This is a genomic window from Actinotignum sanguinis, assembly GCF_030230305.1.
GTDB lineage: Bacteria > Actinomycetota > Actinomycetes > Actinomycetales > Actinomycetaceae > Actinotignum > Actinotignum sanguinis.
Window position 1 is genome coordinate 124,211 of the sequence record NZ_JASPCQ010000001.1, and the last position, 26,928, is coordinate 151,138.

The 26,928-nt window shown below is 64.0% G+C and carries 22 protein-coding genes; 6 read left to right on the forward strand and 16 right to left on the reverse strand.

Translation table 11 applies throughout. The features are described 5' to 3' along the window. Nucleotides 1-42: 42 nt before the first annotated feature. The 8 genes from QP828_RS00600 to QP828_RS00635 all read right to left on the reverse strand — a co-directional run bounded on the left by QP828_RS00600 (nt 43) and on the right by QP828_RS00635 (nt 9,806). Entirely contained in the window at nt 43-1,092 is a 1,050-nt protein-coding gene (locus tag QP828_RS00600; RefSeq protein ID WP_274732817.1) for a lipoate--protein ligase family protein, read from the reverse strand. A 45-nt stretch (nt 1,093-1,137) separates the two neighbouring features. Further along, complete coding sequence (locus QP828_RS00605; protein WP_274732903.1) at nt 1,138-2,499, reverse strand: ferredoxin--NADP reductase domain-containing protein; 1,362 nt, start codon at nt 2,497-2,499, stop codon at nt 1,138-1,140. Nucleotides 2,500-3,109: 610 nt separating this feature from the next. Next, nucleotides 3,110-3,763: a ribosome hibernation-promoting factor, HPF/YfiA family gene (gene hpf / locus QP828_RS00610; RefSeq protein ID WP_274732818.1), complete on the reverse strand. Its 654-nt coding sequence runs from the start codon at nt 3,761-3,763 to the stop codon at nt 3,110-3,112. Between the two features lie 187 nt (nt 3,764-3,950). Then, nucleotides 3,951-4,823, reverse strand: a complete 873-nt coding sequence (locus tag QP828_RS00615) for a ComF family protein (protein WP_274732820.1) — start codon at nt 4,821-4,823, stop codon at nt 3,951-3,953. Nucleotides 4,824-4,991: 168 nt separating this feature from the next. After that, nucleotides 4,992-6,713, reverse strand: a complete 1,722-nt coding sequence (locus QP828_RS00620; RefSeq protein WP_284891019.1) for an LpqB family beta-propeller domain-containing protein — start codon at nt 6,711-6,713, stop codon at nt 4,992-4,994. After that, on the reverse strand, nt 6,710-8,602 hold the full coding sequence (gene mtrB, locus QP828_RS00625) for an MtrAB system histidine kinase MtrB (RefSeq protein ID WP_274732822.1): 1,893 nt from the start codon (nt 8,600-8,602) through the stop codon (nt 6,710-6,712). Before mtrB ends, QP828_RS00620 begins: the two co-directional genes overlap by 4 nt. After that, complete coding sequence (gene mtrA / locus QP828_RS00630) at nt 8,599-9,282, reverse strand: MtrAB system response regulator MtrA (protein WP_126135025.1); 684 nt, start codon at nt 9,280-9,282, stop codon at nt 8,599-8,601. Before mtrA ends, mtrB begins: the two co-directional genes overlap by 4 nt. Before the next feature lie 134 nt (nt 9,283-9,416). Next, nucleotides 9,417-9,806, reverse strand: a complete 390-nt coding sequence (locus QP828_RS00635) for a DUF3499 domain-containing protein (RefSeq protein ID WP_126135026.1) — start codon at nt 9,804-9,806, stop codon at nt 9,417-9,419. Between the two features lie 36 nt (nt 9,807-9,842). Here QP828_RS00635 and QP828_RS00640 point away from each other — a divergent pair, with 36 nt between their 5' ends. After that, the gene (locus QP828_RS00640; RefSeq protein WP_039898916.1) at nt 9,843-10,280 is read left to right on the forward strand and encodes a metallopeptidase family protein; all 438 of its coding nucleotides are present in this window, start codon (nt 9,843-9,845) and stop codon (nt 10,278-10,280) included. Here QP828_RS00640 and QP828_RS00645 read toward each other — a convergent pair. The 3 genes from QP828_RS00645 to QP828_RS00655 are packed head-to-tail and all read right to left on the reverse strand — an operon-like array spanning nt 10,277 to nt 15,042. Beyond that, on the reverse strand, nt 10,277-11,656 hold the full coding sequence (locus QP828_RS00645) for a DUF5719 family protein (RefSeq protein ID WP_274732826.1): 1,380 nt from the start codon (nt 11,654-11,656) through the stop codon (nt 10,277-10,279). The two genes, QP828_RS00640 and QP828_RS00645, sit on opposite strands and share 4 nt — an antisense overlap. Then, nucleotides 11,656-14,655, reverse strand: a complete 3,000-nt coding sequence (locus QP828_RS00650; protein ID WP_284891020.1) for a glycosyltransferase — start codon at nt 14,653-14,655, stop codon at nt 11,656-11,658. The genes QP828_RS00645 and QP828_RS00650 overlap by 1 nt, the downstream gene beginning before the upstream one ends. Nucleotides 14,656-14,691: 36 nt before the next feature. Continuing rightward, a complete protein-coding gene (locus QP828_RS00655) occupies nt 14,692-15,042 on the reverse strand; it encodes a WhiB family transcriptional regulator (protein ID WP_016443139.1) in 351 nt (116 codons plus the stop codon). A 220-nt stretch (nt 15,043-15,262) separates the two neighbouring features. On the opposite strand from QP828_RS00655, the gene rfbA reads away from it, so the two are divergent. Then, nucleotides 15,263-16,153, forward strand: a complete 891-nt coding sequence (rfbA, locus tag QP828_RS00660; protein WP_274732829.1) for a glucose-1-phosphate thymidylyltransferase RfbA — start codon at nt 15,263-15,265, stop codon at nt 16,151-16,153. Between the two features lie 122 nt (nt 16,154-16,275). Here rfbA and rfbD read toward each other — a convergent pair whose 3' ends face one another. Continuing rightward, nucleotides 16,276-17,133: a dTDP-4-dehydrorhamnose reductase gene (rfbD, locus tag QP828_RS00665; RefSeq protein WP_274732831.1), complete on the reverse strand. Its 858-nt coding sequence runs from the start codon at nt 17,131-17,133 to the stop codon at nt 16,276-16,278. A gap of 37 nt (nt 17,134-17,170) precedes the next feature. Next, on the reverse strand, nt 17,171-18,865 hold the full coding sequence (locus tag QP828_RS00670) for a DUF2142 domain-containing protein (protein WP_274732833.1): 1,695 nt from the start codon (nt 18,863-18,865) through the stop codon (nt 17,171-17,173). A 170-nt stretch (nt 18,866-19,035) separates the two neighbouring features. Here QP828_RS00670 and QP828_RS00675 point away from each other — a divergent pair, with 170 nt between their 5' ends. The 4 genes from QP828_RS00675 to QP828_RS00690 are packed head-to-tail and all read left to right on the forward strand — an operon-like array spanning nt 19,036 to nt 23,816. Continuing rightward, nucleotides 19,036-19,653: a dTDP-4-dehydrorhamnose 3,5-epimerase family protein gene (locus tag QP828_RS00675; protein ID WP_126135032.1), complete on the forward strand. Its 618-nt coding sequence runs from the start codon at nt 19,036-19,038 to the stop codon at nt 19,651-19,653. 3 nt (nt 19,654-19,656) lie between these two features. Next, complete coding sequence (locus QP828_RS00680) at nt 19,657-20,589, forward strand: glycosyltransferase family 2 protein (protein WP_274734840.1); 933 nt, start codon at nt 19,657-19,659, stop codon at nt 20,587-20,589. Continuing rightward, nucleotides 20,586-22,124, forward strand: coding sequence for a DUF2142 domain-containing protein (locus QP828_RS00685; RefSeq protein WP_274734838.1), 1,539 nt, complete (start codon nt 20,586-20,588; stop codon nt 22,122-22,124). Before QP828_RS00680 ends, QP828_RS00685 begins: the two co-directional genes overlap by 4 nt. A 57-nt stretch (nt 22,125-22,181) precedes the next feature. Then, on the forward strand, nt 22,182-23,816 hold the full coding sequence (locus QP828_RS00690) for a glycosyltransferase family protein (RefSeq protein WP_274734836.1): 1,635 nt from the start codon (nt 22,182-22,184) through the stop codon (nt 23,814-23,816). Here QP828_RS00690 and QP828_RS00695 read toward each other — a convergent pair. The 3 genes from QP828_RS00695 to QP828_RS00705 are packed head-to-tail and all read right to left on the reverse strand — an operon-like array spanning nt 23,730 to nt 26,886. Further along, nucleotides 23,730-24,653 carry a lysylphosphatidylglycerol synthase domain-containing protein gene (locus QP828_RS00695; protein ID WP_274734834.1) on the reverse strand — a complete coding sequence of 308 codons (924 nt, stop codon included), beginning with the start codon at nt 24,651-24,653 and terminating at the stop codon, nt 23,730-23,732. The genes QP828_RS00690 and QP828_RS00695 overlap by 87 nt on opposite strands. Next, nucleotides 24,650-25,840 (reverse strand): glycosyltransferase family 4 protein, encoded by a 1,191-nt coding sequence (locus QP828_RS00700; protein ID WP_274734833.1) that lies wholly within the window; start codon nt 25,838-25,840, stop codon nt 24,650-24,652. Before QP828_RS00700 ends, QP828_RS00695 begins: the two co-directional genes overlap by 4 nt. After that, nucleotides 25,837-26,886: a glycosyltransferase family 2 protein gene (locus QP828_RS00705; protein ID WP_126135037.1), complete on the reverse strand. Its 1,050-nt coding sequence runs from the start codon at nt 26,884-26,886 to the stop codon at nt 25,837-25,839. The genes QP828_RS00700 and QP828_RS00705 overlap by 4 nt, the downstream gene beginning before the upstream one ends. Nucleotides 26,887-26,928: the final 42 nt, after the last annotated feature.

A 26,928-nucleotide genomic window follows, 5' to 3' on the forward strand; every position in this document is an offset into this window, starting at 1 on the left:
ACTTTTGAGGCGGGAACGTGGCCACCACCACTCTCCTCGCCTTTAAGGCAGCCGGTGAATCCATTCTGGGGTGGAGAATTTCTTGTCGTAACGCTCCTGGGCCACGCGCAGATCTTCCGCGGTGATCTCCCCCTGGCTCGCCCCGTATTTCTGGGTGAAAACTTCCTTGAACACCTCGATAATGGCATCGCGCGCCATCCCGGTCTGACTCTTCATGGGATCCACGCGCTTATTCGCGGAGCGGTGCCCGCGGTTCTTCTTGCCCGCGCTTCCCATATTGAGCACGTCCATCATCTTGTCCGCGTCGATGTCATATGCGAGGGTGACGTGGTGCACCATGTAGCCGGTCGCGAAGTGTTTCTGGGCCGCTCCGCCGATTTTGCCACGGTCGGAGGCGATGTCGTTGAGGGGGACGTAGTGGGCTTTTACCCCCACCCGCGCAAGGGCCTCAATCACCCAGGAATCGAGGAAAGGATAGGACTCCAGGAAAGACATCCCATCCACAAGCGCGGTGGGTACCACCAGCGAATAGGTGATGCAGTTGCCCGGCTCCATGAACATGGTGCCCCCGCCGGTGATACGCCGCCCCACGGTGATGCCGTGGCGATCCACCCCGTCCTGATTGATTTCATTGGAATAGGACTGGTAGGAGCCCATAACCACGAGCGGGCGATCCCATTCCCAGATGCGTAAGAACGGCTTGTGTTCCCCGCGCGCCACCGCTTCGGGGAGGGTTTCATCCATGGTCATATTGAGAACAGGGTGGATGACCGGGGTGTGAAGAACCTCAAAATCGATATCTTCCCAGGCCAGAGCGTGGCCCACCGCGCGCCGCACCGCTACCGCAACCCCGCGTGAGCTCAGCCCGAAAAGGTTATCGGTGGGCAGCACCGCCGCCTCCACCGCCTGGGTGATGGCCTCCGCGGAAGAATCCGCGTCCAGCCCGTCGATTGCTTCGGTGATGCGCCACAGCGCGCTATCCGGTTCGATGAAGAAATCGCCGGAGAGGCGAACATTCGCAAGTTTGTTATCGACCACATCGAGGTCAACAATCGCCATTTTCTGGCCGAGTTCCTTGTATTCGCCGTGCATGAGCGTTCTTCTTTCTGTCACGGATGGGGAGGGATAAGCGGATAGTTAGACAAGTGCGCCGTCGTGCGACTCCCCGCGAGAAATCGCGGTCATCGTGTCACGGTTGACCACCTTGACCCGGGCGCGCCCCTGCTGGGCTCCGAGGTTTTCTTCGAAAGCTTCCAGGAGCTCCCACCCTTCCCAGGTGGTCCATTTCACACCACGTTCGGTGAGGAGGTCGAGAAGCCCACGCCCGCCCGAGCCATCCCCGGTGGCGCGCGCGATCCCAGCTTGAGCGTCGGCAATAAGGTGGCGAATGGTTTGGCGCGCATCGGATTTCGTGGAGCCGATCAGGCCAACGGGGCCGCGTTTGATCCACCCTGTCACGTAGTAGCCGGGAATGGTCTCCCCCGTTTCGGTGACGATGCGACCCTCCGCATTCGGGATAACCCGATGGATCGGATCCCAGGGCAGCCCGTCCAGCGGCTCGGAAGCGTAGCCGATAGCGCTGTAGACCGCTTCTACCGGGTAGTCCACGGTTTCTCCGGTGCCGACCACGGTACCGTCCCCCCGCAGCTGGGTGCGTTCCATGCGGATCCCGGTCACGTGATCCGTGCCGAGGATTTCCACCGGGGCCTGCATGAGGTGAATATGAATTCGACGCGGGGAGGTCATCTCCTCCGGGTCGTTGAAAACCCAGTCGGTGAGGAGGTCCACCACTTGACGGGTCATCTTTGAGGAATCCAGAGCCTCTTGAGACCCGGCATCGTATTGGAAATCTTCGGGATACACCTGAATATCTACCCCGGCCACTTCGCTCAATTCGCGCAGCTCAAGCGGGGTGAACTTCACCTGGGCCGGGCCGCGCCGCCCAAAGATATGCACGTGTTCGACGGGGTTGGCGCGTAGCCCGCGCTCCACATTCTCGGGAATATCGGTGTGGGCGCGCAGGTCATCCACAGACCGCACGAGGATGCGGGAAATATCGAGGGCCACATTCCCCACTCCGATCACCGCGACATTGCGGGCGTTGAGGGGCCAGGTGCGCGGCACATCCGGGTGGCCGTCATACCAAGAAACGAAATCTGCGGCCCCGTAGACTTCCGGAAGATCGGCGCCCGGAATATCGAGGGGTACGGATTGATCAGCGCCGGTGGCGACGACGACGGCATCGTAAAACTCGTGAATTTCAGACATGTGGACGTCTTCCCCGATTTTTACGTTCCCGAGGAAGCGAATATCGCCACGCTTGAGGATGGCATGGAGGGCTTTGATAATCGAGCCGATGCGCGGGTGGTCCGGGGCAACCCCGTAGCGAACCAGACCGTAAGGGGTGGGGAGCTTATCGAAAAGGTCAATGCTGACCGGGATATCGGATTTACTGAGGATATCCGAGGCGTAAATCCCGGCCGGTCCCGCGCCGATCACCGCTACCCGATAGGGGCGTTCCCGTGTGGCCTGCTCAGGTGTGGCCTGTTTGGTTGCTGCCGGCGAATCCTGCTCCGATGCGGAATGCGAAGTGGCGTGCTCCGGGGCGGGGGATGTATGTGTCACGGCTAACTCTCCTTCTGCGTTCACCTCCCCTATCTTAGCGAGCCGCGCTCACTGCGGGCAGGGTGGTACTGGGGAACATCGAGCCGCCCAGAATGGTACTGCACGACAGAAAACCGGGTGGTGACTGTAGCTCCAGTACCATTTTGTGATCCGATCCGATGATAGGCAGTCAGTTCTGCCGAGGCTCTCAAAAAGCAACACCTCGACATCGCGGCTCGCAGGATGCAACCCGAGAACAGCGAATCCCACAGGATGCAACCTGACGACATGAAATCCTATTAATTATGTAGATAGCGTTGCACTCTGTTGTCGAAGGCGGCTGCGCATGGTCGGGTATGAGCCGGGCATAAGGCGAGGGACCGGGCATGACGCTCGATCCCTCGCCTTAGTGTGTATTCGTGGCTTCAGCCCGCTTATATTCCGCTAGTAGTATCCCGCTCTTCAGTGCGGGAAGCACGGCACGGGCCGCCGCCGGGTGCGGTGTTTAGTGCACCGTGGTGTCGAGACGAATAATCCCGTAGGTCCAGCCGTGGCGCAGGTAAACCGCGCACGGTTGCTTCGTTTCTTCGTCAATGAAGAGGTAGAAGGGATGCCCCACCATTTCCATTTCATAGAGAGCCTGATCCACGGACATGGGATTGGCTTCGTAGAGCTTATCGCGCACCACAACCGGGGAATCCCCCAGCTGGGTTTCTACCGCTTCCCCGGTAGTCTCGGGACGGGTGGGATGCGCTGCTTCCACTTCTACTTCGGGCCTTGACTCCGCCTGGGCTTCCGCCGCGAGATCCTCCGCGGTAAGCGTGAGCGGTTCGCCCACCTTCTCAACCACGCGCCGATGGGACTTGCGGCGATCACGCGAGCGGCGCAGCCGCTCAAAAAGCTTTCCGGATGCAAGATCGAGGGCGCTGTACTGATCAGCAGCTGAGGCCTCAGCCCGAATAACCGGGCCCTTGTCAATAACCGTGATTTCGATAACTTTCGAGTTATCCGCTTGGGCGGGGTTCTTTTCCTTCGACACCTCTACCTCAACGCGCTGAGCACGCGGAGCGAACTGTTCCACCTTCGCGATTTTTTCTTCAATGTGATTGCGGAAACGGTCCGAAACTTCAGTGTTCCTACCCTTGACGATAATCTCCACGGTGTCCTCCTTGGGATGTAGTGGCGGGCGCGCGGCCCGCTGAAAAAAATGCCCGCTTCTCACGCGGATAAGAGAGGCACCACCCCCTATCCTGGGTCACCCGGTGCGCGCCTGGATCAACGTTCGCCATTGCTCGTTTCACCCGCTAACGCGGCCGGCACCGTTATTTCTTGGCATTAAGTGTAGTTCAGTTCACAACATTCGGAAAGGGCTGGAGCAGCGATAACGCTGTGCGCGAGTTCGCTGGACGCGGATCCGGAGCCAGGGCTAGGACCAAGGCCGCGAGCACCTGCCCACCAGCCTGCGCGATGGCACGGGCACAACCAGCCAGGGTAGAACCGGTGGTCAGAACATCATCAACGAGGATAACCCGCCCGGGGATGGTGATACCCGGGCGCAACCGGATTCCGCGGCCTTTTGCGGCCCGCTCGCGCTGCCCGGCAAGGTGACGTTTTCCGGCCCGGGCCCGCTTTTCTTTCGCCGCGTGTAGTGCCCGGTCCCGCAACTGCGCCGGCAGCATGCTCAGCACACCGTTGCCAGCACCAAGCGGCGCACCACCCTGGGTTTCACCGCTCAGGAGCACCGGTGCGGCCCGCGCATCTACTCCCCCGGCACCCAGACCCCGCGCTGCGGCTTGCGCTAAATGCCCGGCGATGAAACGCCCGGACCGGTGGCGCGCCGGCCCGGAGGGCGCGGGAATAACGCTGAGCGCCGTGCCTTCCCACAGCGGGGCGAGTTGCCGGCAGCGCTGCGCGAAAAGAGTGGCGAAGCGGGCGGTGAGTGCGGCGTCGTTCCCGTGTTTCCAAGTGAGGAGTGCCTGCCGGCGTACCCCGATATATTCCCCCAGGGCGAAAACCGGGAAAAGGGCTTCTTCATCACCGTTGGGGAGGATCTGCATGAGGGCCGGGGCGCGGCCTTCCCCGCCGCGCCAGCTGCCGGCTACCTCCCGGGTGCAGACCGGGCACAGGGTGGTATCCCAGGCCCCGCATCCGGCGCACCAGCGCGGAAAGATAAGGTCACCGAGAGCAGTGGCCCAGGAGCGCAGCGTAGCAACAAACATGGCTCCAGCGTGCCGCATGTTTTCCGCGAACGCAGCCACGGGCCCGCGGGCTGTGGATACACGCAGCGTTCGGGAAGATTGTGGATAGCTACCCGATAAACCCGGCTACCCCGGCTACCCCGGCTACCCCGGCTACCCCGGCTACCCCGGCTACCCCGGCTACCCCGGCTACCCCGGCAGCACGATATCCGTGACGCCGGTGGCAACCGGGCGCCAGGCCCCGCCGTCGCGAGTGGCAACAACCTGCTGGTCGGTGAGGACCACGATCGATTGTTCCCCGCGCCCGGCGGTCAGCCGCACCGACCCCGGATAGGGGGTGACGTTGAGGCGTTCCATGGGCCCGCCCACCCGAACTGCGAATATCAGCGGATCGGTACCGGCCGTGGCGCGTCCGAGCACCGCGATATCCGTACTGGAAATCCAGGCCACCGAACTCACATCCGCCAGGCGCTGCCCCACCTCTAGCGGATCTCCGAGCGCCGTCGGCTCGTGGCGGGCATCGCGCTGAATAGGAGCAATAAGCATCTGCACGGTGTCCCCCACCTGCGCCACGATCAGCAGCCGCGCGCCTTCGCGGGAAGCCCGCACTTCCCGAATCCGCGTCCCCTTGAGGAAAGGCGCGGTCAATTCGCGCACTCGGCCGTCATCAGCCGCGGCCAGCACCACGCCCTTGTTATCAACCTCGGAAGTCCACACCCAGCCCCAGTAGTCGTAGGAGGGCTCCACCAAGTTTTCCCCGCGCACCATCGTAAAGGGCTGGAAACCGTCGGTACTTACCCGTACCAGGGCATCGCGCTGGGCGGTGAGCAGGGCGTAGGAGGCCACCGAATCGGAATAATTCCCGGCCATGCGAGCCACGTGAATATCGTCGAACACACCGCTGGTAAAGACCGGGCGGGTTTTGCCTTCTTCCACCTTGTAGGGCCGGTTATTCTCCAGCACCGTAAGGTCATACGCACCGTAAGGGTACGTGGGCAGGTCCGCGATGGCGATGGTATCCAGCGGCTCACCCGAAACCGTGATATTTACCGAATGCACCGGCACCACGCTCTGGCCGGTAAAGGAACGCTGGATTTGCTGCACGGCGCGGGCCTGGGATTCTCGGCTGAGGGTGGAGATTTCGGCCGTGACATCCAAAGTCAACACGCCGCTTTCCAGTTTCGGGCTGGAGGCCATGCGCAAGGTGGTCGGAATTTCCGAGTGCACCGCATCGGCAAGCCAGGGCGAAGGACCGGCCAGCAGCCCGGCAATCGTGGAGGAAATAAAGGTCATACGCGGGTAAAAGCGCAGGTCGGGAACCATGGTATCCGAGCCGGGCCCGATGAAGTAGAGCGGGGTACGCACGTACATCGAGGCGAAGAGGCTATCGGTCATCATGATGCCGTCTTCCAATTCGGCAATGCGCCATTCGCCGCTGGCATTACGATCCAGTTTGAACGTGGTGGAGTGGATGGCGTCCGTGGATGCCTCGGTGTAGCGCCCGCCGGTGTCCACGGTCCCCTGCGCGGTCACCGAAATAACATAGGTGCCGTCCTCCCGTTGGGTGGGGGAAATGTTTTGAGAATTCGGGTACACGCGCACCTGGGAGCGCGGGTTCCAGGTGCGGCCGGCTTCTTTGGTGAGGAATTGGCGGGCGGTGGCGTAATCATCGCCCGCCCCGCTGCTCCCGGCCAGCAGGAAACCGCGGATCACTTCTTCGGGTGAAGCGCCGGTAGCCGGGCCGGCCGGGGTGAGACCGAAAACAGCTTCTTCAGTGGGAGGCACGCTCGCCTCATTAACCGGCCCGGACCGCGGCAGTCGCCCACATCCGGCCAGCGCCAGGATCATCACGCTGAGCAGCGCCGCGAGGGCACGCCCCACCCCGGGTTTCTTCAGCACGTGCGCGTTCATGCCTCCTCCTTTCCCGCTGGCCCGGTGGGCGCTGCTGTTCCGGTAGGCGCCACTGGCCCGGTGGGCGCGCTCGCGCTTGGCGCCGTCGTACCGGACACACCCGTACCCGTTGCAGCGGATTGAGGCGACGACGCCGCAGCGGCCCCGGTGCTTGCGTCCGCGGCCGCTACCGCCCTCGCGCGGATCGCAGGAATCGTGCCGGTAGTTCCCACCGCGGTCAGGGACCCGGTGGTATCCGCACGCACGATTTCAATGGGAATATCCCCGCTATCGTCCCAATCTTCCGCGGCCGCCACCCGCAAAGGCAGCGGCGGGGTGAAGGCTGCTTTCTGGGTACGGGGCACGGTGAGGAGGAACGTCGATCCCACCCCCAGTTCGCCGGTGGCTTGCAGGCGACCCTCGTGGAGCAGAGCATCCTCGCGAGCGATGGTCAGGCCCAGGCCAGTTCCCCCGGATTTTCGCACCCGGGAAGTATCAGCACGCCAGAAACGATCAAAAACATGAGAGGCCTGCTCGGGGCTCAAGCCGATACCGCGGTCGGATACTTCCACCGCCACCGCGGTATCCGAACCCACCACCCGCACTTTGACGGGGCCTCCTTCGGCATGTTCCACCGCGTTGACCACCAGGTTGCGCACGATACGTTCGATACGGCGCGAATCCACGCTCGCCACCGTTTCCCCGCGCGCGGACAGCGTGACGGGCACCCCGTTCGCTTCGATGAGGGGTGCCTGGGAAATAATCACGCGCCGCACAATTTCTACAACGTCGATTTTGCTGGTTTCCAACACCATCGAACCCGCATCGAAACGGGAAATCTCCAGTAGGTCGGAGAGCATGGTGTCCAGGGAAATAAGTTGGGAATGCTGGAGCTCGGCCGAGCGGCGCAGGCTGGAGGGAAGTTCGGAGCGCTTATCGTAGATGAGCTGGCCGGCCATCCGGATGGTGGTAACCGGGGTGCGCAATTCATGGGACACCGCGGATACGAAATTCTGCTGCACCTGGGAGAGCCGCTCGAGGCGCGTGAATTGATCCTGGAGAGATTCTGCCATCTGGTTGAAAGCGGAGCCGAGCTGCGCTAATTCATCTTCCCCGCGATCATCCATCCGCACATCGAAAGCACCCCCGGCCAGCTGGCGGGCATTTTCCGCCGCGGCCCGCACCGGCTTCAAGACCACATTAACGAGCACACCGGTGGCCACCGCCACGATGGTAAGAAGCGCGACAGTGGCGAGCATAAGCACCCGAGACACCTGCGCCACCGTCACCTCTTCGTTTTCTAGAGAATAGAGCGTGTAAAACTCATACATTCCAGCATTGGGAAGGCGCACGGTCGCACCGATAAGAATCCCGGGCAGGGTGGCCTCCTCCCCCTTCGCAATAGCAACCGCCTGCCATTGCGGGCTGGAAGATTCCTGCACCGCCTCCCGTAATTCCGGGGTGAGCACATCCATGACGGTTGCGGGAGTGGGCGCTCCCACATCAGCTACCAGGTAGTTACCGGTATTCTGCCCCGGAGAGCGAATGAGGGCCGTGCCCACCACCCCGCGGATCGGCTCGAATTGGGAGCGCACCTGCGCGTTCGCGATTTCTTGGACCGCCCCGGAAGTTTGGGCATTAGCTGAGTCAAAAACATATTGGGCTTGGGAGCGGGCACCGTAGAATTGCTCGGTGGCAGCGCTGACGGCACGGTCATAAAGTTGCGAACGCGTTTGGTTGGCAACAATAACCGCGGTCACGATGCTCGTGAGCACGCCGATAGCCACAATCGCGGAAACCACCCGCGCGTTGAGGGAGGTGCGCCAGGATTGTGAAAATGAGGTGAGCGCGCCACGCCCCATGCTCCCGAGGCTGCGATGGATATAGCCGCGCCGCGAAAATTGACTCACTCCTGGGTTGCCCCCGCCCGGTACCCCACCCCGCGCACGGTAATAACCACCTCGGGGTTATCAGGATCCTTTTCCACCTTGGAACGCAGGCGCTGAATATGCACGTTCACGAGGCGGGTATCGGTGGACTCGTGGCGGTAGCCCCACACCTGTTCCAGGAGCTCTTCGCGGGAGAACACCTGGTAGGGCTTGCGCGCCAGGGTGGTGAGCAGCTCAAATTCGAGGGGCGTTAGGTGGAGATCTTCCCCGTTGCGCGTGACCTGGTGGGCGCGCGGGTCGATAACCAGATCGGCAACCCGCAGCGTTTCCACTTCCGGTTCGGTGCGCCGCAAGCGCGCCTTAATGCGCGCGAGGAGCACCGAGTTCTCAAAGGGCTTGGTGACGTAATCATCCGCCCCGGCTTCCAGGCCGGCCACCACGTCCACCGAATCGGTGAGCGCGCTCATCATAATGATGGGCACATCGCTTTCTTCGCGCAGCTGGCGGGCCACCTCCACCCCGCTCATTCCGGGCAGCATGACATCCAAAAGCACAATATCCGGTGTTTCTGCCCGGAAAATAGGCAGCGCATTGGTGCCGGTGGCACACACCGTCACGGCGTATCCCTCCGATTCCAGCAGGATCGCCACCATTTCAGAGATACCGGGATCGTCATCGACCACAAGAACGCGCATAGTCATAGCGCCATTTTCTCACGTTCGTGGCAATCGTGCAGAAAAATGCGCGAATAGCGTGCGGAAGGGGCGCGCGGCCGAAGATGCGCCGTCGTGCTCGAGTCTTGCTAGTTGGCAGCCGGCTCCCGTGCACACAACAGCTAGTCGGCTGCCGGCGTTTCCGGCTCCTCACCGCGTACCACGCTCAGGCGCGGGCGCACCGCCACATCGGAGGGGCGGCTCACCCGCCGGGTGGCGCGGGTGGGTTCGGGTGGCTGGCGGGTGGCGGTTTCCCGGATGGCATCCGCGAGGGCCATGAGGTCGGTATCCGAGGGCGGGGCCGGTTCAAATTCGGTGCGCAAGCGGATCATCTGCCAGCCGCGCGGGACCGTTACCGATTCCGCGTGCGCTTCGCACAGGTCAAAGGTGCCCGGGGCGGCCACCGGTGAGAGCGGCCCGATCACGGCGGTTGCTTCCGCGTACTGGTAGGTCAACGTGGCAACAGCCGGCTGCTGGCACGTGGTGCGGGAACACTTTCTCAACGGACTCACGCCTTAGACGTTAGCACGCCCGTGTAACCTTGGGGTATGGACACTTTTCCTTCCACGCCTCGCCCCCGCCGCCGTGATCGGCACGGACGGGGAATTCAAGGACCGGTGCTCCCCTATACCCTGCCCGCCTGGCGCACCCGCGCAGATAAATTCGACGACATCATCGCCTCTGAATTAGCGACGTATCGCGCCCATTTCGGTGAAGAAATGCGCGATCTTGATTTCGCGGTCATGGACGTTCCGGCTTCCGATCCCTCCCCCTGGGAGGATGGGGTGCCCCTCGCGCGTCTCCTTCCCTTCGAGCGCGGCGGCGCGGTGCGGGCCCGCCTGCTGTTTTACCGGATGCCAATGATGCGCACCGCGATGGCCAGCCCTTTCCCCCGTATCGTCATTCACGATATCGTCACCGAACAGCTTGCCGCGGCGATTTCCCGCCACCCCGAGGACATCGATTTTTTGCGGCGCGGTTTTTAGTTCTGGCGCACCGCGACGCGGGCGGAGAGCGCTTCACGCTGGTCCGCGACCGCGCTCACCCAATCAATTCCGCTCGCCCCGCCTGCTTCCCCGTTCGGGGCAAGGACAAGCACGGCGGCACTCACCGGGTTTTCCGCCTCGATGCGGTAGCCGCGCGCAGCTTCGGGTAGTTCCACCGCGGTGTACCCCGAAACTTGGGCATCTACGGGGTCGAGGTCCACGCCGTCGGCTCCCACCGGGGTGATTTCCACGTGGCCGCGCCCGGCAAGGGCCAGGCGGGCCGGGCCGGGCCCGAAACTTCCCGCGGTGCGGGCGGCCGGGGCAACCGGGCTGGCCCAGGCCACATCTCCGCCGCCGCTCAGCGCCACACCCGCGGCGAGGGCCTGCGCCCCGCGCACCTGCACCGCGTAAGTGCCCGGGTCGATACCGGCCAGGGTGAGGTCCATAACCGAATTTGCGGCAATCTCCACGTCCTCCCCACCGGGAAGGGTGCGGGTGGTGCCGTTTTCTCCGGTCAGTTGCACCGTGAACGTAGTGGCTTCGCCCGGGTTGGCAATACGCAGGGTGGAACCCTCCGGGATCCCTGGGATGGTGAGCTCCGTGGCGGCGGGGGCCCCGGTGGTGAAATCAACCCCGGCACCGCTGGTGCCGGAAATACGCTGATTTTGCAGGGTCGCCCCGAAAGTGCCGGCCGGGGTGCTCAGGTGGAGGGCGAGGCGGGAGTCCTCAGCGAGCAGCCCGTCCAGGGTGTGACGTACGGTGGAGCGCCCGGGAACGGCCACCCGCACCGTGCCGAGCGGCCCGGCACCGCCCAGGCCGTCGACCCGCACGGTGATAGGCGCGGCGCCCGGATTGGTGAGCAGAAGCTGGTTGGAGTACCCCACGCTGGTGGCCGAAGCGGTGATCCACAGGTCCCCCGCCCCGCTCACGCAGGGATTAGCGGCCAGGCCGCGCCCGTTACCGCCCTGGGCACTGTAGGCCACCGCGCCGGAGAGGACCTCACCGGGATCGGCACTCAGGATCGTTCCGGTGGGAAGCGCGGCGCGCGCCTCCTTATCCGCGGTGCCGAAAAGCAGCACCTGGGTGGCGATGTTGTCCGCGTTTGCCCCGGGCGTGCCCTCCACGGTCATACCCGCGGAAATGGTTTGTTCAAATCCACCCCCGCACAGCAGCTGGGTGGGGGCTTCTCCCGCGCTGGCCACCTCCGCTTCTACCGCGCGGGGTGCGGCGGTAGGAAGAACGACGGCGACCGCCGCTACCGCGGCGCCGATTCCCACCACCCCGAGTGCGCTACCGGCCCGCACCGTCAAGTGCCGCCAGCGCGCCCCGCGCCCGCTGGCGCGCCCCGCTTCGGCTGCATCACGAATCTGATCCATTACTCGACCACCTTCCGCCGCACGGGGATGGCGACCACGAGCGCTGCGGCCACGGCAAGGATCCGCGCTGCGGCCACCAGCCCGTCCCCGGTGTGGTTATAGGAGATTGTCAGGCGCCCGGAGCTCCCGGGTGGAATCTCGAAAGCCTGGGCCCATCCCGCGTTATAGGTGGGGAGGAGCTGGCCGTCCAGGCGAGCCTCCCAGAGCGGATCATGCCGTTCGGCCAGGCGCACAATCCCGCCGCTGCGCCCCGCCCGCTCGGAGAGTTCGGTATCCGCGCGGTAGCGCCCGGCGGGTAGTGCGCTGCCGTCCAGGGTGAGGCGCGCGGCGTCCACGGCGCTCGCCTCGCTGCGGGTGAGCCGCCAGGAAAGCTGCTGCTCATTGGAGCTGATCATATCGAAACGCCCGGTTGCGCCCAGGGCGCGGGCCAGCTCTCCGGCGCGCGGGGCCTGGGCGGGGATGACCACGTAGGAGATGGCGTGTTCGGCTAGAGTCTCTGCGGCGCGCGGGTTTCCGGCGTTCATATCAGCGACGGCGCTCGCTAAGTCCGCTGCGGCGGCATCATTCGCGAAGCTTCCTTCCAGGGCCGCGAGCGCGCCGACCATGGTGCTATCGGTGAGTTGGCGGCCCGGCCCGCGCCAGATTTCGGCGCGGATGCCATCCTCAGCCGGGTAGAGCGCCAGGACCCGCACCCGGTCCGGGGAGGATGCTTCGAGGGTGGCGGCGGCCGGCACCGGCCGGCCGGTTTCTAGGTGCAGCTCGGTGGTGCCGGTGAGCGCGCGGCTGAGGTAAAGACCCGACCCAGCCAGAGCACTGAGAACGAGGACCGCGACGGATCCGAGCCCCAGGAGCTGGAAAAGCCCGAAGGAGCGTCCGCTCATATCGGTACGCAGGCCGTCCCCGGCACTCACCAGGGCAATCCACAACCCGCCGAAGGCCACGCTCAAGCCGATACCGCTCCAGGCCGGCGCGCTGAGTGCGGTGGCGCCGTCGTACACCCGGGCCACGGAAACGTGAGTGGAGGCAACCGCCCAGGCGAAACCGGCCGCGGCAATAAGCCAGCCGGCGCGGATGCGCTGCCAGTTGCGGGCACGCCCCAGGGCCAGCACCGCGATGACCACGAGGCAAGCCGCGCAGATCATGGCAATCTCCCCGAGCCACGGGAGGGAGTCCGGCTGGGTGAGCGGGAAGAAGGAAAGGAGATCGAGCGGGACCGGGCGGGCGGCGAAGGGCTCTCCCGGAGTGGCGAAAAGCAGCCGCCAGTTTGCCTCCAGCCCGGGAATGACCACAACGGCCGCCGGGATCACCACCCACAGCCAGCGGGCACGCCGCCAGCGCAGTGCCCCCACCAGCGCAATGAGAAGAAGAACGGCGAGCATCACCGGAGCGGCCGCGGCCAGGTAGATACCGGCCAGCGCCGCGGTGCCCAGGCCCGCGGTGGATTCGATACGGTCGCGGGTGCGGGGTAGGCGCCACACGGATAGCACCGAGGCGGCCAGCACCGGCAAGAGAATATGGACGAGCGCTCCGGCCACATGGCCCGCGCTCAGTGCCCCCACCAGGGGCCCGGCTCCGGCCCACACCAGGCCGGCCACCGCGCGCACGTGCGGGGAGAAGGTGAGGGTGCGAGCCGCCCAGAAAGCCGTCATGCCGGCCAGCACGGGCGCGCCGAGGAGCACGAGCACCGCCGCGTCCCCCAGGGTGCCCCCGAAGGGTTGCAGTACCAGGGCCAGCGGGGAAAGGAGGGTCCACAGCGCGTCGATGCGCCCCGGGGTGCCATCCCCTACCGCGAGCCAGCCGGGCAGGCTGGCGCGCAGCAGTTCCGTGCCGCTAAGGGCATCGGGGCGCAGCGCCCCGCCCATCAGGTATCCGCCGCGCAACAGCGGGAAGGCAGCCACACCCGCCACGAGGGCGGTCAGGAGGAGGACGGTGCGCCGGGCGTGTGCGGTGGACCGGCGCCAGCGCCGTCGTTCTGCTTCTTCAAGCGGATTCGGACGCGCCACCAAACGGATTTTCTCCCGTTCGCTGCGTGTCATTTCGCGCCGGGCCGCACGCACATCGCGCCCGCGCGCTTCGAGAGCCGCGAGCCCGGCGCGGCTTTTTTCGGTACGACGGCGCCGCCGGCGCGCCCGCACCAGCGCGGGAAGGCTCGCGATCAGGCGGGCGGCCCCGCGCACTTCACCGTCCGCAAGCCGTGCCTCTTTACCGAGGAGGCGCACCAGCGCCCGCACCGGGGCGAGCAGCACGTAACCGAGGAAAAGGACAGGCGCGAGCAGCGCGGGCGCGGCGAGCAGCGCGTTATAGAGTTGCGCGCCGCGGCGGGCCGCGAAAGAATCACGGCCGTCGTTTCCGAGGGACACACGCGCGTGGCGCACGGTGGCGGCAGGTTCGACGACGACGCGCCAGCCCGCTCCGCGCAAACGCCGCGAAAGTTCGAGTCCGTCCCCGAAAGGCCCCAGCCAGGTATCGAAACCGCCTACGTCGCGCAGGGCGCTGGCGCGCACGAGCATGCCGGCGCTTCCCACCGCGAGAACATCAGAACGCCCATCCAGCTGCCCGCCGTCGCGGTCGTCCAGGGCCACTTCGGGAACCCGCCGCGCGCTGCGGGTGGCGCGGATTCCGACTTCCAGAAGCGCACCCGGATCGGACCAGTCCACCTGTTTGCAGCCCACCGCGCCAATATTCGCGGCGTTTTCCAGGGTGCGGGCGAGATTCGCGAGGGCATCCGGGGCGGGGGCGCTATCGTCGTGGAGGATCCAGTAGGCGTCGTAGCCGGTGGTGGATTCTGCTCTGCTGGATTCTTCGGTATCGCGCGGTTCACCGCCCGTTGCGTTACGACTATCCGCGGCAAGCGCCTCATTGACCGCCAGCCCGAGTTTTCCGGTGAGCACGCTGATGGCATCGGGTTTCCGGGTGGAGGATTCCAGCGCGGCGAGGGTGTCCTCCAGGTAGGCGGAGCCCGGCCGGGTAATAACGAGAGCGCGAATTCTGAACTGCATTGCTGTTGATGCTACGCCAGCGCGGGCGCTGGGCGGTTATGCCTCGCCGACGCGGCGGCGTTGCCGACTCAGGCGCCGGCGGTCATTATCCGACATGCCGCCCCAGATACCGTGACGAATATCATGTTGGAGGGCGTATTCCAGGCATTCCTCCCGCACCGGGCATTCGTGGCAGATCGAGGTGGCGGGGGCGGTGGAGCCGCCTTTTTCCGGGAAGAAAATATCGGGATCGGTTTGGGCACACAGCGCGGATTCACGCCAGTGCAGGGATGCCGAATCGGCCTTCTCATAACCGAGGTCGAAGATATCGAGCATGGCGTCCTGGGCGTCCTGCGGCGTCAATCCGCCGTTCCCCGCGACGCGCAAGCCGGGATTAATCCTCCGCACATGTCCTCCTCTAACCAAGGTGTCTTTATAAATTACAAGCGTGTCATACCCCAAAAGTCAAGCGAAAGCGGTATATTGCCCACCCGAACTTTCGTTCGAGTCCGGCGTGTTGCCGCGTCCGGGCGCGCCTTGTGCCGCTTGGGCGATTTGCTCACAATCACCGCGGGCGTAACCGGCCCGGTCGGTGGCGCCCGGCCTGCAAATAGGCAAAAATGACCCTATGCGTGGAATCATTCTGGCCGGAGGCTCCGGCACTCGACTTCATCCCGTTACGCTGGGCACCTCCAAGCAGCTGGTACCCGTGTATGACAAACCGATGATCTACTATCCGCTGAGCACCCTGATGCTCGCCGGGATTCGTGACGTCATGGTCATTACAACACCCGAAGATGCCCCGGCCTTCCACCGGCTCCTCGGGGACGGCAGCCAATTCGGCATCAGCATTTCTTTCGCGGTGCAGGAAGTGCCCAACGGCCTGGCTACCGCTTTCACCATCGCCGCGGATTTCATCGGTAACGAACCGGCCGGGCTGGTGCTCGGAGATAATGTTTTCTACGGCCCCACGATGGGCCGCCGCTTGGAACGCAATACCAATCCGGATGGTGGCGCTATTTTTGCTTACCATGTCTCGGATGCACGCGCCTACGGCGTCGTCGAATTTGACGAGAATTTCAAGGCGATCTCCATTGAGGAAAAGCCCGCCCACCCGAAATCCAATTTCGCGGTGCCGGGTCTGTACTTCTACGACAACGACGTTATCGAGATCGCCCGCAACCTCGAGCCGTCCGCACGCGGGGAATACGAAATTACCGATGTCAATCGCAAGTACCTGGAAGCTGGCAAACTCAAGGTTGAGGTGCTCGACCGCGGTACCGCGTGGCTAGATACCGGCACCTTCGATTCCCTCGCGGATGCCACCAGCTTCGTGCGCACCATCCAGGCCCGCCAGGGGCTTTCGGTGGGCTGCCCGGAGGAAGTGGCCTGGCGGCGCGGATTCCTCACCGATGCGGAACTGCGAGAACGCGGGGAGAAACTGCGTAAATCCGGTTACGGGGACTACCTGCTCGGGATCCTGGAAGCCCAGCACGATATTCCTTCGGCAAGCTACTAAAGCGCTACTCGAGCGAGCCCGCCGGGCGCGTGACTCGGGTCTGCTCAAGCAATCGGGGCGGCTGACATGGTGTCGGCCGCCCCGTTCGTCTACCGAGCTAGTTCACTAGCCCGGGTACTCGACTAGCCCAGGTACTCCGCGAGCACGCTCGGGGCCGCGGCTTCCCAGCGGTCCTTCCAATCCCCGATCGGCTCGATACCGGCCCGGCGCAGGGCACCGTGCGAGAGCACCGAGAAATGCGGGCGCGGGGCGGGGCGGTTGAAAGCAGCCGCTGTCGTCTCCCCCACCATCGCCGGGTCTTTGCCCAGCGTCGAAACGATCTCGCGGGTGAAATTCCACCAGTTCGTCTTTCCCGAGGATGTTCCGTGGTAGGTCCCGGAGGGAATATTCGCCTCGACCATGCGGTAAATCAGATCCGCGAGGTCCACGGTCCAGGTGGGCTGGCCCACCTCATCGGTCACGACGGACAGCGCATCGCGTTCGGAGGCCAGGCGTGCCATCGTCTTCGGGAAACAATTACCCTGCGCGCCGTAGAGCCACGCGGTCCGCACGATGTAGTAGTCGTCCGTTTCGGCACGCACCGCCCACTCGCCTGCGGCTTTGGTGCGCCCGTAGGCACCCTTGGGGTTCATGACGTCATTTTCTTCGTAAGGGTCCACGGCGTCGCCGGAAAATACATAATCGGTGGACACCTGCACCAGTTTCGCGCCGATGCGGGCGGTGCGCCGGGCCAGGATCTGCGGGCCGGTTGCGTTGATGGTGAAGGCCGCAGCCTCCTCGCTTTCGGCTTTATCTACGGCTGTGTGCGCAGCAACATTAACGACGACGTCGACCTTATCGACCAGGTGCGCTACCGCGGCCGGATCGGTAATATCCAGCTCGCTCTTATCCACGGCGAGCACGTTCTGCCCGCGCTGTGCGAGCAAAGCAACGAGATCCTGGCCGAGCATTCCCCGACTTCCGGTAACCATCCAGCGCATGGGTGTCCTTTCCTTGTCTATACCCGCGTTATTGTACTCATTGGACCGAAGCCGCGGCAGGGTGAGATGAGCTGGCACTCTGATGCGCCGGCCTCACGGGGCGAAACTGGGGCAGCAGCTGGGCGCGGGTAAGCCGATAACACACTACTCCGGCCGCCAGGAGCGCGGCATACCCGAGCGCCGCGGCGCTCACGAGCAACGGTGCCGGCAGTCCAGCCGCACGTGCCCAGCGTTCTACACCTATGCCCAAGAAAGCCCCCGGGTAGCACGAGCGCAACCACAGCAGCATCGCGTACGCGGAGAGGAGCATGCTTCCGGCCACCAGCGCGGGGAGGAGGAAACTGCGCCACCCTGCTTCTTCACGGTAGCGGGGCCGGCTCGCGGTTCCGGGCAGTGGCGGATCCCAGTGGTGCCCGGCTGCGCCCATCGTGATGACCACGAGCAAGCCCACAACTCCGGCAAAAAGATAGCGGCCCTGCACTCCGCCGATAATTCCCAATCCCCGGTACTGGCTATAGGCCTGCACGATAAGCATTCCTAGGACCAGCACAATATTCGAGGTGAAAATGAGGAAGCGCCATAGCTTATCCGGGTGGGTACGGAGGGCGCGAACAAGAAGAATAAGTGCGAGAAGAGTAAGAAGAATGAGGAGGGGCGGGGCAAAAGTGACATCTAGCCACCCGAAGTCCGACCAGAAGGAGTCCACAAAGGACGTGGTCACCCGCTCGGCAAAGAAGCCGATGTCACTGCCCGGCGCTTTGGCTTCGGCCTGGAAACCATCCGGTTGGATAACGCCGTAGCGCAGGATATTGCGCAACCACCAATACCCGCCCGTCACGACACCGATGAGTCCCGCACTCAGTCCCTGGGCCAGGCGCCGCCCCCATGTTCCTACGCGCGGATTGGCAAGGAAGGCGAGAAAGACCACCAAGCCCATGGGAATGAAAATCCCCTTGCTCCACAAGCCGAGCCCCAGGGCAAGCCCCGCCCCGAGTACGGTACGCCACCGCCCGGCTCCAAACATGGCCGCGCTCACCGCTGCCATGGTGAGGGCTCCGGCACCGATGAAGAGCGCGTCATTGGTAACCGAAGCGGAGATAAAGGCGAGCATAGGGATCGCGTACACGGTGCCGGAGGCCAGCAGAGCGCCACGTCGGCTGAGGCCGGCGCGGCGGGCCGCGAAAATAAGGCAGGGCACTAGGGGCGACGTCAGCACAATGGAATAGAGCCGCAGGGTGAGGATCTGGCGATCCCAGGGGGCATCCGTCAGCCCGGTGGCGCGGAGCACCAGTGCCCCGCCGGCGTAATAGAGCGGGGGATGCTGGGTCATCTGATCCAAAATCGGAACTGTCCCCTCGGCCCGTAGGGAACTGCGCTGCTCATGCGGGAGAATTTTCTGGCTGGGATAAGAATCCGGATCCGCACCTATCCAGGCATCTCGCCCCAGGCGAGTGCGGTAATGCAAGGAGTAGCTGGGGGCACCCTCCACGAGCAGACCACTAGCCCGCGACGCCTCAAAAATATCGCGGTAGAGCCAGCTTGTTCCCGGGTCGGGCCACTGCCCCGTCTGCTCGAATCGAATAATGGAATTGAGGTGATGGGGTTCATCCGGGGTACGCAGCGGCGGGCTGCCAAGGGCCCAGAGCATTTGCCACAGAAGGAAGAGAACCGTGAGGAAGCCCGCGCACGTGAAGAAACGGCGTGAGCTCATGGTGGTATCGGTGCTTCTCATACGGTCCTTCGGGGAATTGACAGGGCGCCTGGCGGCCTGCCCTCCTCACCGGCTAAATGAGGCCGGGACCAAGGAAAGGCGCTAGCTCTTCCAGTCTAGCTTCCGCATCACCGGCGCGGAGACGGTATCGTAGTTCCCGTACATCGAGTAGCCGACATAAGGATAACGTCATGGAGATTCGGGAATTAGCGATTGCGGGCGCATGGGAAATCACCACCAAACATTTCCCCGACGAACGCGGTATTTTCTTGGAAGCCTACAAATCCTCCGTTTTTGAAGAAACAATCGGTCATCGTTTGGATGTGCGCCAGGTAAATACCTCCGTGTCGAAGGCCGGCACCGTCCGCGGTATCCACTTCGCTGATGTGCCGCCCAGCCAGGCAAAGTACGTGATGTGCCCGCGCGGTGCGGTTCTCGATTTTGTTATCGATATTCGGGTGGGATCCCCCACCTACGGAAAATGGGATTCCGTTCTTCTCGATGATGACACCCGGAAAGCCATTTATATTTCGGAGGGCCTGGGTCACTGCTTCGTAGCTTTGGAAGATGATTCCACCGTGGTCTACCTGTGCTCGGCGCAATACGCGCCCGGGCGGGAACACGGGGTGAATCCACTGTGCTCGCAGGTGGGGTTGGTCTTCCCGGAAACTGATCGGCAGGGCAAAAAGCTCGAGCTGCTGCTCTCCCCGAAGGATACCGAGGCCCCCGGTCTTGACGAGGCTGAACGCAGCGGGCTCCTCCCCCGCTACGAGGATGTCCAGGCATTCCTTGGCACTCTGCGGAGCTAAATTATGAAGCGGGCTGAGCTATCTGCCCTTGCCAACCAGGTCACCGCGGTCGTTATCACCTATAACCCGGACGGGAATTGCGCCGCTCGTCTCACCGCGCTGGCCATGCAGGTCGGGCACGTGGTGGTTATTGATAACGGTTCGGAAGAATCGCGCCGGGCAGCCGTAGCGGAAAGCGCCCGCGCGGTGGATGCCCAGTTCATTTCACTCACCCAGAATCTCGGGATTGCGGCGGCCACGAATATCGGCATTGAGCAGGCTCGCGCCCGCGGCGCTCGTTTCGTACTGCTCATGGATCAGGATTCCCTGGTCGGCTCGGATATGGTGGCCCGCCTGCTCGAGGTACTGGCCGGTGATCCTCAGATCGGTGCCGCCGGCCCCCTCCCCAGCGAAGAACGCGAAGGGGAGGACCAATTGGTCTACGTTGCCCGCGAGTGGGCCCCCAAGCGCGCCACCGCGGCCGAACTGGAACGCCCGGTCCTCGACGTTGCTTTCCTTATCGCCTCCGGCTGCCTCATTCGGATGGAGACGCTCGATGACGTGGGCGGGATGGGCACCGCCCTCTTTATCGACCACGTGGACCTGGAGTGGGGCGTGCGGGCCCGCAGCCAGGGGTGGCGCCTGGTGTGCGTGACGGCCGCCCGGCTCTACCACTCCCTAGGTGACGCCGTCGTTCTTCTTCCCGGGCGCACGCAACCGGTCCACGTCCATGCCCCGATCCGCAATTACTATCTGGTGCGCAATACCGCCCGGGTGATTGGCAGTTCGCTATTCCCGGGCAAGTGGCGGGTACGCTATGCCTGGTGGCTGGCGAAATACCTGGCTTTTAACGGGCTGCTCCTCGACCGCGGGGCCGAGCGGCGCCAGCTCATGCGCCAGGGATTACGTGATGCGCGGCGGCGGCGCGGCGGACGCATCGGTGATGCGGCAGTATGACACCTCGTCCGCACCGCCCCGCTCCTCCGGCTGCTCCGGCTGCCCCGCCCGCTCCGACCGACCCGCCCGCTCCCACCGCCCGCGGCCTGTGGTCCCCTCGGATTTTCCTTTTTTCTTTTCTCGCTTTTCTCTGCTACACCACAGGCTTGAGCCTGCTCACCCCGCTGCAGGGCTCCCCGGATGAACCCGTGCACGAAATTTACGGGTACCAGGTGGTCACGGGTAATATCCCGCTCGAATCGGAACGGGTACTCGCCCCGCGCTACCTGCGTTCGGGTGCCCCCGATTGCTGGCGCACCACCCGCGCCCAAACGGCGTGGTGTTCACCCCCGCTCAGCTCCGATGCCACCCTGCGGGAAATGGGAACAAGCGCGGTCAATTACCCGCCCCTCTACTACGCCCTCACCCACCAGCCCCTGCGTTTCCTCAGCGGTGCGGCGGCGCTCTGGGCCGTGCGAATATGTTCCGCGCTGCTCTTTTCGTTACTGGCAGCTTTCGGGGTTTCCGCCTTCGTGGCCGGCTTACCCCATCGCCTCGAAGCCTGCATCGCCCTCACCGTCCTCACCCCGGCTTTTTTCACCTTCGCGGGTTTTTCCAATCCCCAAAGTCTGGAAATCGGGGCGGCCCTCGCCATGGCCGGGTGCCTCATCCCGCTTGTTCAGTCCCTTTCCCCGCGGGAAACGGCGAGGCGGTGGATCGCGGGAGGCTGCGCGGCAGTCCTGCTCATTCTGGCACGCCCGGTAGGTCCGTACTGGGCTATTGCCATGTGCCTGCTGCTGGCCGGGGTATTAGGGCGCGAGCGGGTGCGCACCTATATTCGTACCCGCGCTTTCGGGATATTTATGGCACTCTGCGCGGCCGGGTGCCTGGGCTGGCTGACCTGGACCCGCATCTCCACAATCTACGGCCCCACACCCACCGAAGTTATCAACGACGGCTGGGGTGCTCTCACCTTGCGCCTGCTCGGGAACTTCCGCTACTACATGCACGAAACCATCGGAACGGCCGGCTGGCGCTCGGTCACCACCTCGGTACCGGTCACGGTGCTCTACTGGGTGGTCATCTTCGCCGTTGTGGCGGCCGCGTGGCATGGGGGGAAGGCGCGGCACCGGGTGTCTATCGCCCTGGCTTTTATATCGCTACCGCTCAGCGCCGTCCTCATGAATACCCTGGTGCTCAGCCGCACCACCTTCCCTATCTGGCAGGGCCGCTACGGCTTCCCCTTCCTCTTCCCGCTCTTCTGGGTGTGCGTGATGCTCATAGCGACCTCCGGGCGCCGTCGTTCCACGGTGAGCGGGGCACTCGCTCGCGCGACCTCCGCTCTTTTCTTCCTGGCCACCGTTGATATCACGGTGCGGATGGCCTGGCGTTTTTACGCGGGCATCACCACGGCGCCACTGGGGCGGGTCCTCACCGATACCCCGCCGCACGCCCTCATCGGCGCCGCGCTCGCCATCACGGTAGCGGGAACGTACCTGGTGTTCACGTGGCGCTACGCGCGCAGATGTGCCGATTCTCCCGCGCCCGTCATATAATTCCTTGGGCTTACTTGTTATGAGATGTACGTAAATCAATGACTAATCGAGGTGATCATGGGCGGCGATGCTGCTGAGGCGCGTTCCATCGATTTTTCGCGGGACCGCCGGCGGGTAGTGCACGGAAAAGTGTTCCTCCTCGCCTTCGTGGGTTTCTTTATCTATGCGATGGGACTCAGTTTGCTCACCCCGCTCAACGGCGGCCCCGATGAAACCCAGCACGAAATTTACGGCTATGCCGTGGTCACCGGGCAAATCCCCCAAAAGAGTATCCGCGTGGATGCCCCCGCTTTTTTGCGGCGCGGTGCCCCCGATTGCTGGCGCCACGACCCGGCCGCCACCGCTTTCTGCTCCCGTATTTTCACCACAAATGACGAACTCATCTCCCAGGGCACCTCGGCGGTTAACTATCCGCCGCTCTACTACTACCTCACCCACTGGCCCCTGCTGCTGGCCTCCGGGAAATATGTGCTCTGGGGTATCCGGGTGCTCTCCGCCGGGCTTTTCGCCGGGCTGGCCGCGCTCGGCTTCTCTTCTCTTTACGCGGGGCTGCGCAGCGCGGCGCTCCCCTATCTCACCATCGGCCTGCTCGCTCCGGGTTTCTATTCCCTCAGCGGTTTTTCTAATCCGCAATCGATGGAAATCGGGGCGGCCCTGGCCCTCACCGGTTTCCTCCTCCCCCTCCTCAACCACGTTCCCGCCCGCGAAGAGCTGTGGCGCTGGATCGGCGGGGGTCTAGCCGCTATCCCCCTCATTTGCGCGCGCCCGGTGGGTCCCTACTGGGCGATACTGCTGTGTCTACTTTTCGCAATTATTTTTGGGCGCGTGGCGGTACAGCGCTACCTGCGCACCCCCGGATTCTGGATTTTCCTCGCGCTATGTGCCCTGGGGTGCCTCGCCTGGTTCGGATGGAATTACCTGTCCTCCACCTACGGGAAAGCACCCGATCCGGTGGCGAATAAGGGTGCTTTCCGCATGGGTCTACAAATCCTGGGGACCATGCCCTATTACATCCACGAAACAATAGGTACCGCGGGCTGGCGAAACGTGGAGCCGAGCAGCCCGGTCTCCCTGTGCTACGTAATTTTCTTCGCCTGCCTGCTTATCGCGGTCTACCGGGCCGGGGCACGCCACCACCGCCGCGCGGTTATTTTCGGGGTGGTGGTTCTCCCCTTCAGCGCCCTGCTCCTCAATACTGCGGTGGCGGATCGTATCCCGCTGGTTATGTGGCAGGGACGCTATTGGTTCCCCTTCGTTTTCCCGTTCTTGGTGACATGCGCGGCGGCCCTCCTCCAGCATCACGACCTGCGTAAACAGACGGATCCCGCGCGTGCCTCCCGCCTCCTTCCGGTTCTTTCCCTGGCCGGGGCACTGCTCTTCGCCGTCACCACCATTGATTTCACGGTGCGGATGGCCTGGCGTTTTTACGTGGGCTTGCGTACCCCGGTGTTCGCGGTCGCCTGGACGACGCCGCCCCGCGCGCTCCTGGGTCTCCTGTTGTGCGTGGGACTTTCCTGCGCGGTTGCGTACGTTGTTGTGCGCCGCTACCGCCCGCATCTGAGCGCGCTACGTGCCGCGTGGCGCGAGTATCTGCATCCGCAGACTTTAGCGGCGGGCCGCACGGCGCGCGGCGAAACCGGCGAGGAGCCCGAGGCTCACGTCCGCGAGAGTCGTGAAAACGCGCGAGAGTAGTACGACGACGACAACCGGCCCGCTCCCAACCGCGGTAGAAAGTACTGCGGCAAGAGCCAGTTCCCGCACCCCCACCCCGGCCGGGACGAAGAAAACAAGAAAACCGACGGTCCAGCCTAGCGCGTAACCGCCGGTGGCGAGCAGGAAGGTGGGGATCGAGGCGGCCATGCCCTGGTATATGAGCATGAGCCAGAGCTGGGCGCCCATGAGGAGCCATCCGGCCGCGGCCCACAATGCCGCCAGGCCGGTGCCGCGCCAACTCAGCTGTGCTTCCAGTTGCCCGCGCCGCAGAATTTTTAGGCCCAGGCTAATGATTTTATTGAGAACCGGTGGAATCAGGGCCACCACGCCCACCGGGATGGCCAGGGCAAGCCAGCCGTAATCCGCCATGAGGCCGGCCGGGCCGAGGAGCAGCGCGAGGACCGCGAGCACCAGGCCGGTAACGATGGAAACTACCATGGAGACGAGCAACGCCACGAAGGAGCGCCGCCGGGCGATGGAATGCGCCGCGCCCATTTCCGCGGCCGCCACGAAATTCCACACTCCGCCGGGCAGGTATTTCGCCACTTGGGAGCTATAAAAAATACGCCGGGCTACCCGCGCAGGGACGGGCTGGCCCACGTCATTGAGAAGGTAGCGCCAGGAAACCATCGTGCAAGCCACGTAGAGGAGAGATAGCGCGATTCCGGCCAAACTCACCCACCAGGGCAGTGCGGCTAGCGCCTCTCCCACGGCCTCCCGGTTGGCCACGATGGCCCAGATCGCGGCAATGACCGCGAGGATCATAAACCCGGCCCGCATGGGAGGTGCTTGCAGGACGCTAAGAATTTTCTTCACCGGGTGCTCTTTTCGCCGCTCTGGTGGATATTTGCACCAAAATCTGGGACTTTGCTGCGGCTCGTGCCGCGCCGGCCCGGGACTCGGTCGAGGGCGGCGAGGAGGGGGCGCACCACCTGGGCGGGGTGGAAAGCTAGATCCGCGCGCGCGGCGGCGCGGGTGCGTGCCGCGGTAACAACTTCCGGCTCCGCGGCAAGGCGGACGAGCATATCGGCTAGCGCCCTGGCATCCCCCGCGGGAACGTAGCAGGCGGCTTCTTTGAGCATCTCGCGTTGCGGGGCGGTATCCGAGGTGATGAGGGCCAGGCCGGCGGCCATGCCCTGATAGGCCTTATTCGGAACCACACGCTGGGCCTTATCCGAAGTTCCGAAGATTCCCAGGCAGAGGTCATGGGTGGCGATATCGCGCGGCAGCGCGGCGGCGTCGACCCAATCCCGCCACGTCACCCGGACGTGCGCGCCCTCGCCCGCCAGAATCTCGCGCACTTCGGCATAATCTTGACCGGTACCGATGAGGGTAACCTCGAGGTCCACGCCGCGTTCCTCGACGAGGCGCAGGGCACGCGCAATCGTGACAGTGCCCTGCAGCGGCGTGAAGAGGCCGTAAAAAACCACGCGGGGTGGGGTGTGGACCGGATGCGCGCTGCGGGCCGCGAAGAAGCTTTCCGGCGAGCCCACGGGAACAACAACGCCGCGAGCGCGCAGGGCTTCGGGCATATGTGCCAGGTGCGCGGGGGTATCCAGGACCGTGATGGTGGAGGCGCGAATAGCGGCGCTATCCAGGGTGCGCAGCAGGCGGTCTTTGATGCCGGTGTTCAGGCCGCGGTCAGTGGCGGTGGTGGAGGCGAAAATAAGGTGGTCGAGCACAATGGGGGTGCGTGGGAAAAGGAGACGGGCGAGGAGCACATCAAAGTGGCCGAGGTAGCCCACCACGATAACGTCCGGGGCGTGCGGGCCGCGAAAGCGCCGGGCTCCGCGCACCAGGCGCCACCAGTGCCGGGCAATATCCGCACCGAAAGAAAGTGCCCCGCGGGCGCTGGCGAGCGCAGCTACCCGCCCGGCGGTGCCGGTATCGAGGGGGTAGTTGAGTTCACGCACGGTATGCCCGTGGTCAGCCAATCCGCGCAGCAGCACCCCTACCCGGGGGTGGTTCGCGGTGTTGTAGGTACCAAAGCCCAGGATTCTCACGCGCGGGCCTCCCCCGCCTCGCCCACCTGGCGGGATTCCAGCTCATCGGGCACCTCGAGCGCATGGGGGGCTTGCTCGATGCTCGCGGTGGCAGCCAGCGGGCGCGGCGGGCCGAAGCGCAGGGCTTTAATGCCCTCCAGTTGCTGTTCGAGGAGCACGCGATTGGTTTTCAGCAGGTCCGCGATGATGAGGATGGTGATGGAAATAATCGAAGCCACGATCATGGCCGAACCGAAAATAAGAGATTGGATATGGCCTGCGCCCTGCCCCATGAAGTAGAAGATGAGGAAGCGGATAAAAGGAATGGCACCGAGGATCCCGGTAATCGCTGCCGTCCAGCCGAGGGGCACATGGGGTTTAAACATGAGGTAGGAACGCACAATCGCGGTTCCCGATTTGAACATGTGCTGGAAAATATTGGAAAACAGGCGCGATTCGCGAGTTTTCGGGTTGGTGGTAATGGGTACGGAGTCGATACGCAAGCGCTTATTACCGGCCTGAATAATAGTCTCCATGCAGTAGGAGAATTGGGTGACCACATTGAGGCGGTAGAGCGCGCCCTTGGAGTAGGCGCGGAAACCGGAGGCAGCGTCCGGGAGTTTGGTGCCGGCCGCCCGATTGACCACCCGGGAACCCACATTCTGCATGAGCTTCTTGAAACGGGAGAAGTGCGCGATTTTGGAGGTTTGCCGGTCCGCGATCACAATATCGGCCCGCCCGGCCACAATGGGGGCCACCAGTTCCGGGATAGCTTCCTGGGGGTACTGGTTATCACCGTCGGTATTCACCACGATATCCGCGCCGTTCGCGAGCGCGTATTCCACGCCGTCCCGGAAGGAGCGTGCCAGGCCCTGGTTGCGGGCGTGGCGTACAAAGTGTGTGACCCCGTAGGATTTAGCGACCTCCACGGTCGCGTCCGTCGATCCGTCGTCGATAATAAGGATCTCTATGCTATCGATGCCCGGAATTTCCTTGGGAATGGACTCCAGTACCAGGGGCAAGGTTTTTTCCTCGTTCAAACACGGAACCTGCACAAATAGTTTCATATCCCTCTCCGCCATATCAGCGATTATCCAGCACCTAGCCTA

Coding starts and splice junctions, on each gene's coding strand:
- QP828_RS00600 (WP_274732817.1), bottom strand. CDS start 1,092: ATGCACGGCGAATACAAGGAACTCGGCCAGAAAATGGCGATTGTTGAC.
- QP828_RS00680 (WP_274734840.1), top strand. CDS start 19,657: ATGAAGCGGGCTGAGCTATCTGCCCTTGCCAACCAGGTCACCGCGGTC.
- QP828_RS00615 (WP_274732820.1), bottom strand. CDS start 4,823: ATGTTTGTTGCTACGCTGCGCTCCTGGGCCACTGCTCTCGGTGACCTT.
- mtrA (WP_126135025.1), bottom strand. CDS start 9,282: ATGACTATGCGCGTTCTTGTGGTCGATGACGATCCCGGTATCTCTGAA.
- QP828_RS00685 (WP_274734838.1), top strand. CDS start 20,586: ATGACACCTCGTCCGCACCGCCCCGCTCCTCCGGCTGCTCCGGCTGCC.
- QP828_RS00645 (WP_274732826.1), bottom strand. CDS start 11,656: ATGGATCAGATTCGTGATGCAGCCGAAGCGGGGCGCGCCAGCGGGCGC.
- rfbA (WP_274732829.1), top strand. CDS start 15,263: ATGCGTGGAATCATTCTGGCCGGAGGCTCCGGCACTCGACTTCATCCC.
- QP828_RS00705 (WP_126135037.1), bottom strand. CDS start 26,886: ATGAAACTATTTGTGCAGGTTCCGTGTTTGAACGAGGAAAAAACCTTG.
- QP828_RS00670 (WP_274732833.1), bottom strand. CDS start 18,865: ATGAGAAGCACCGATACCACCATGAGCTCACGCCGTTTCTTCACGTGC.
- rfbD (WP_274732831.1), bottom strand. CDS start 17,133: ATGCGCTGGATGGTTACCGGAAGTCGGGGAATGCTCGGCCAGGATCTC.
- QP828_RS00620 (WP_284891019.1), bottom strand. CDS start 6,713: ATGAACGCGCACGTGCTGAAGAAACCCGGGGTGGGGCGTGCCCTCGCG.
- QP828_RS00650 (WP_284891020.1), bottom strand. CDS start 14,655: ATGCAGTTCAGAATTCGCGCTCTCGTTATTACCCGGCCGGGCTCCGCC.
- QP828_RS00675 (WP_126135032.1), top strand. CDS start 19,036: ATGGAGATTCGGGAATTAGCGATTGCGGGCGCATGGGAAATCACCACC.
- QP828_RS00690 (WP_274734836.1), top strand. CDS start 22,182: ATGGGCGGCGATGCTGCTGAGGCGCGTTCCATCGATTTTTCGCGGGAC.
- QP828_RS00640 (WP_039898916.1), top strand. CDS start 9,843: ATGGACACTTTTCCTTCCACGCCTCGCCCCCGCCGCCGTGATCGGCAC.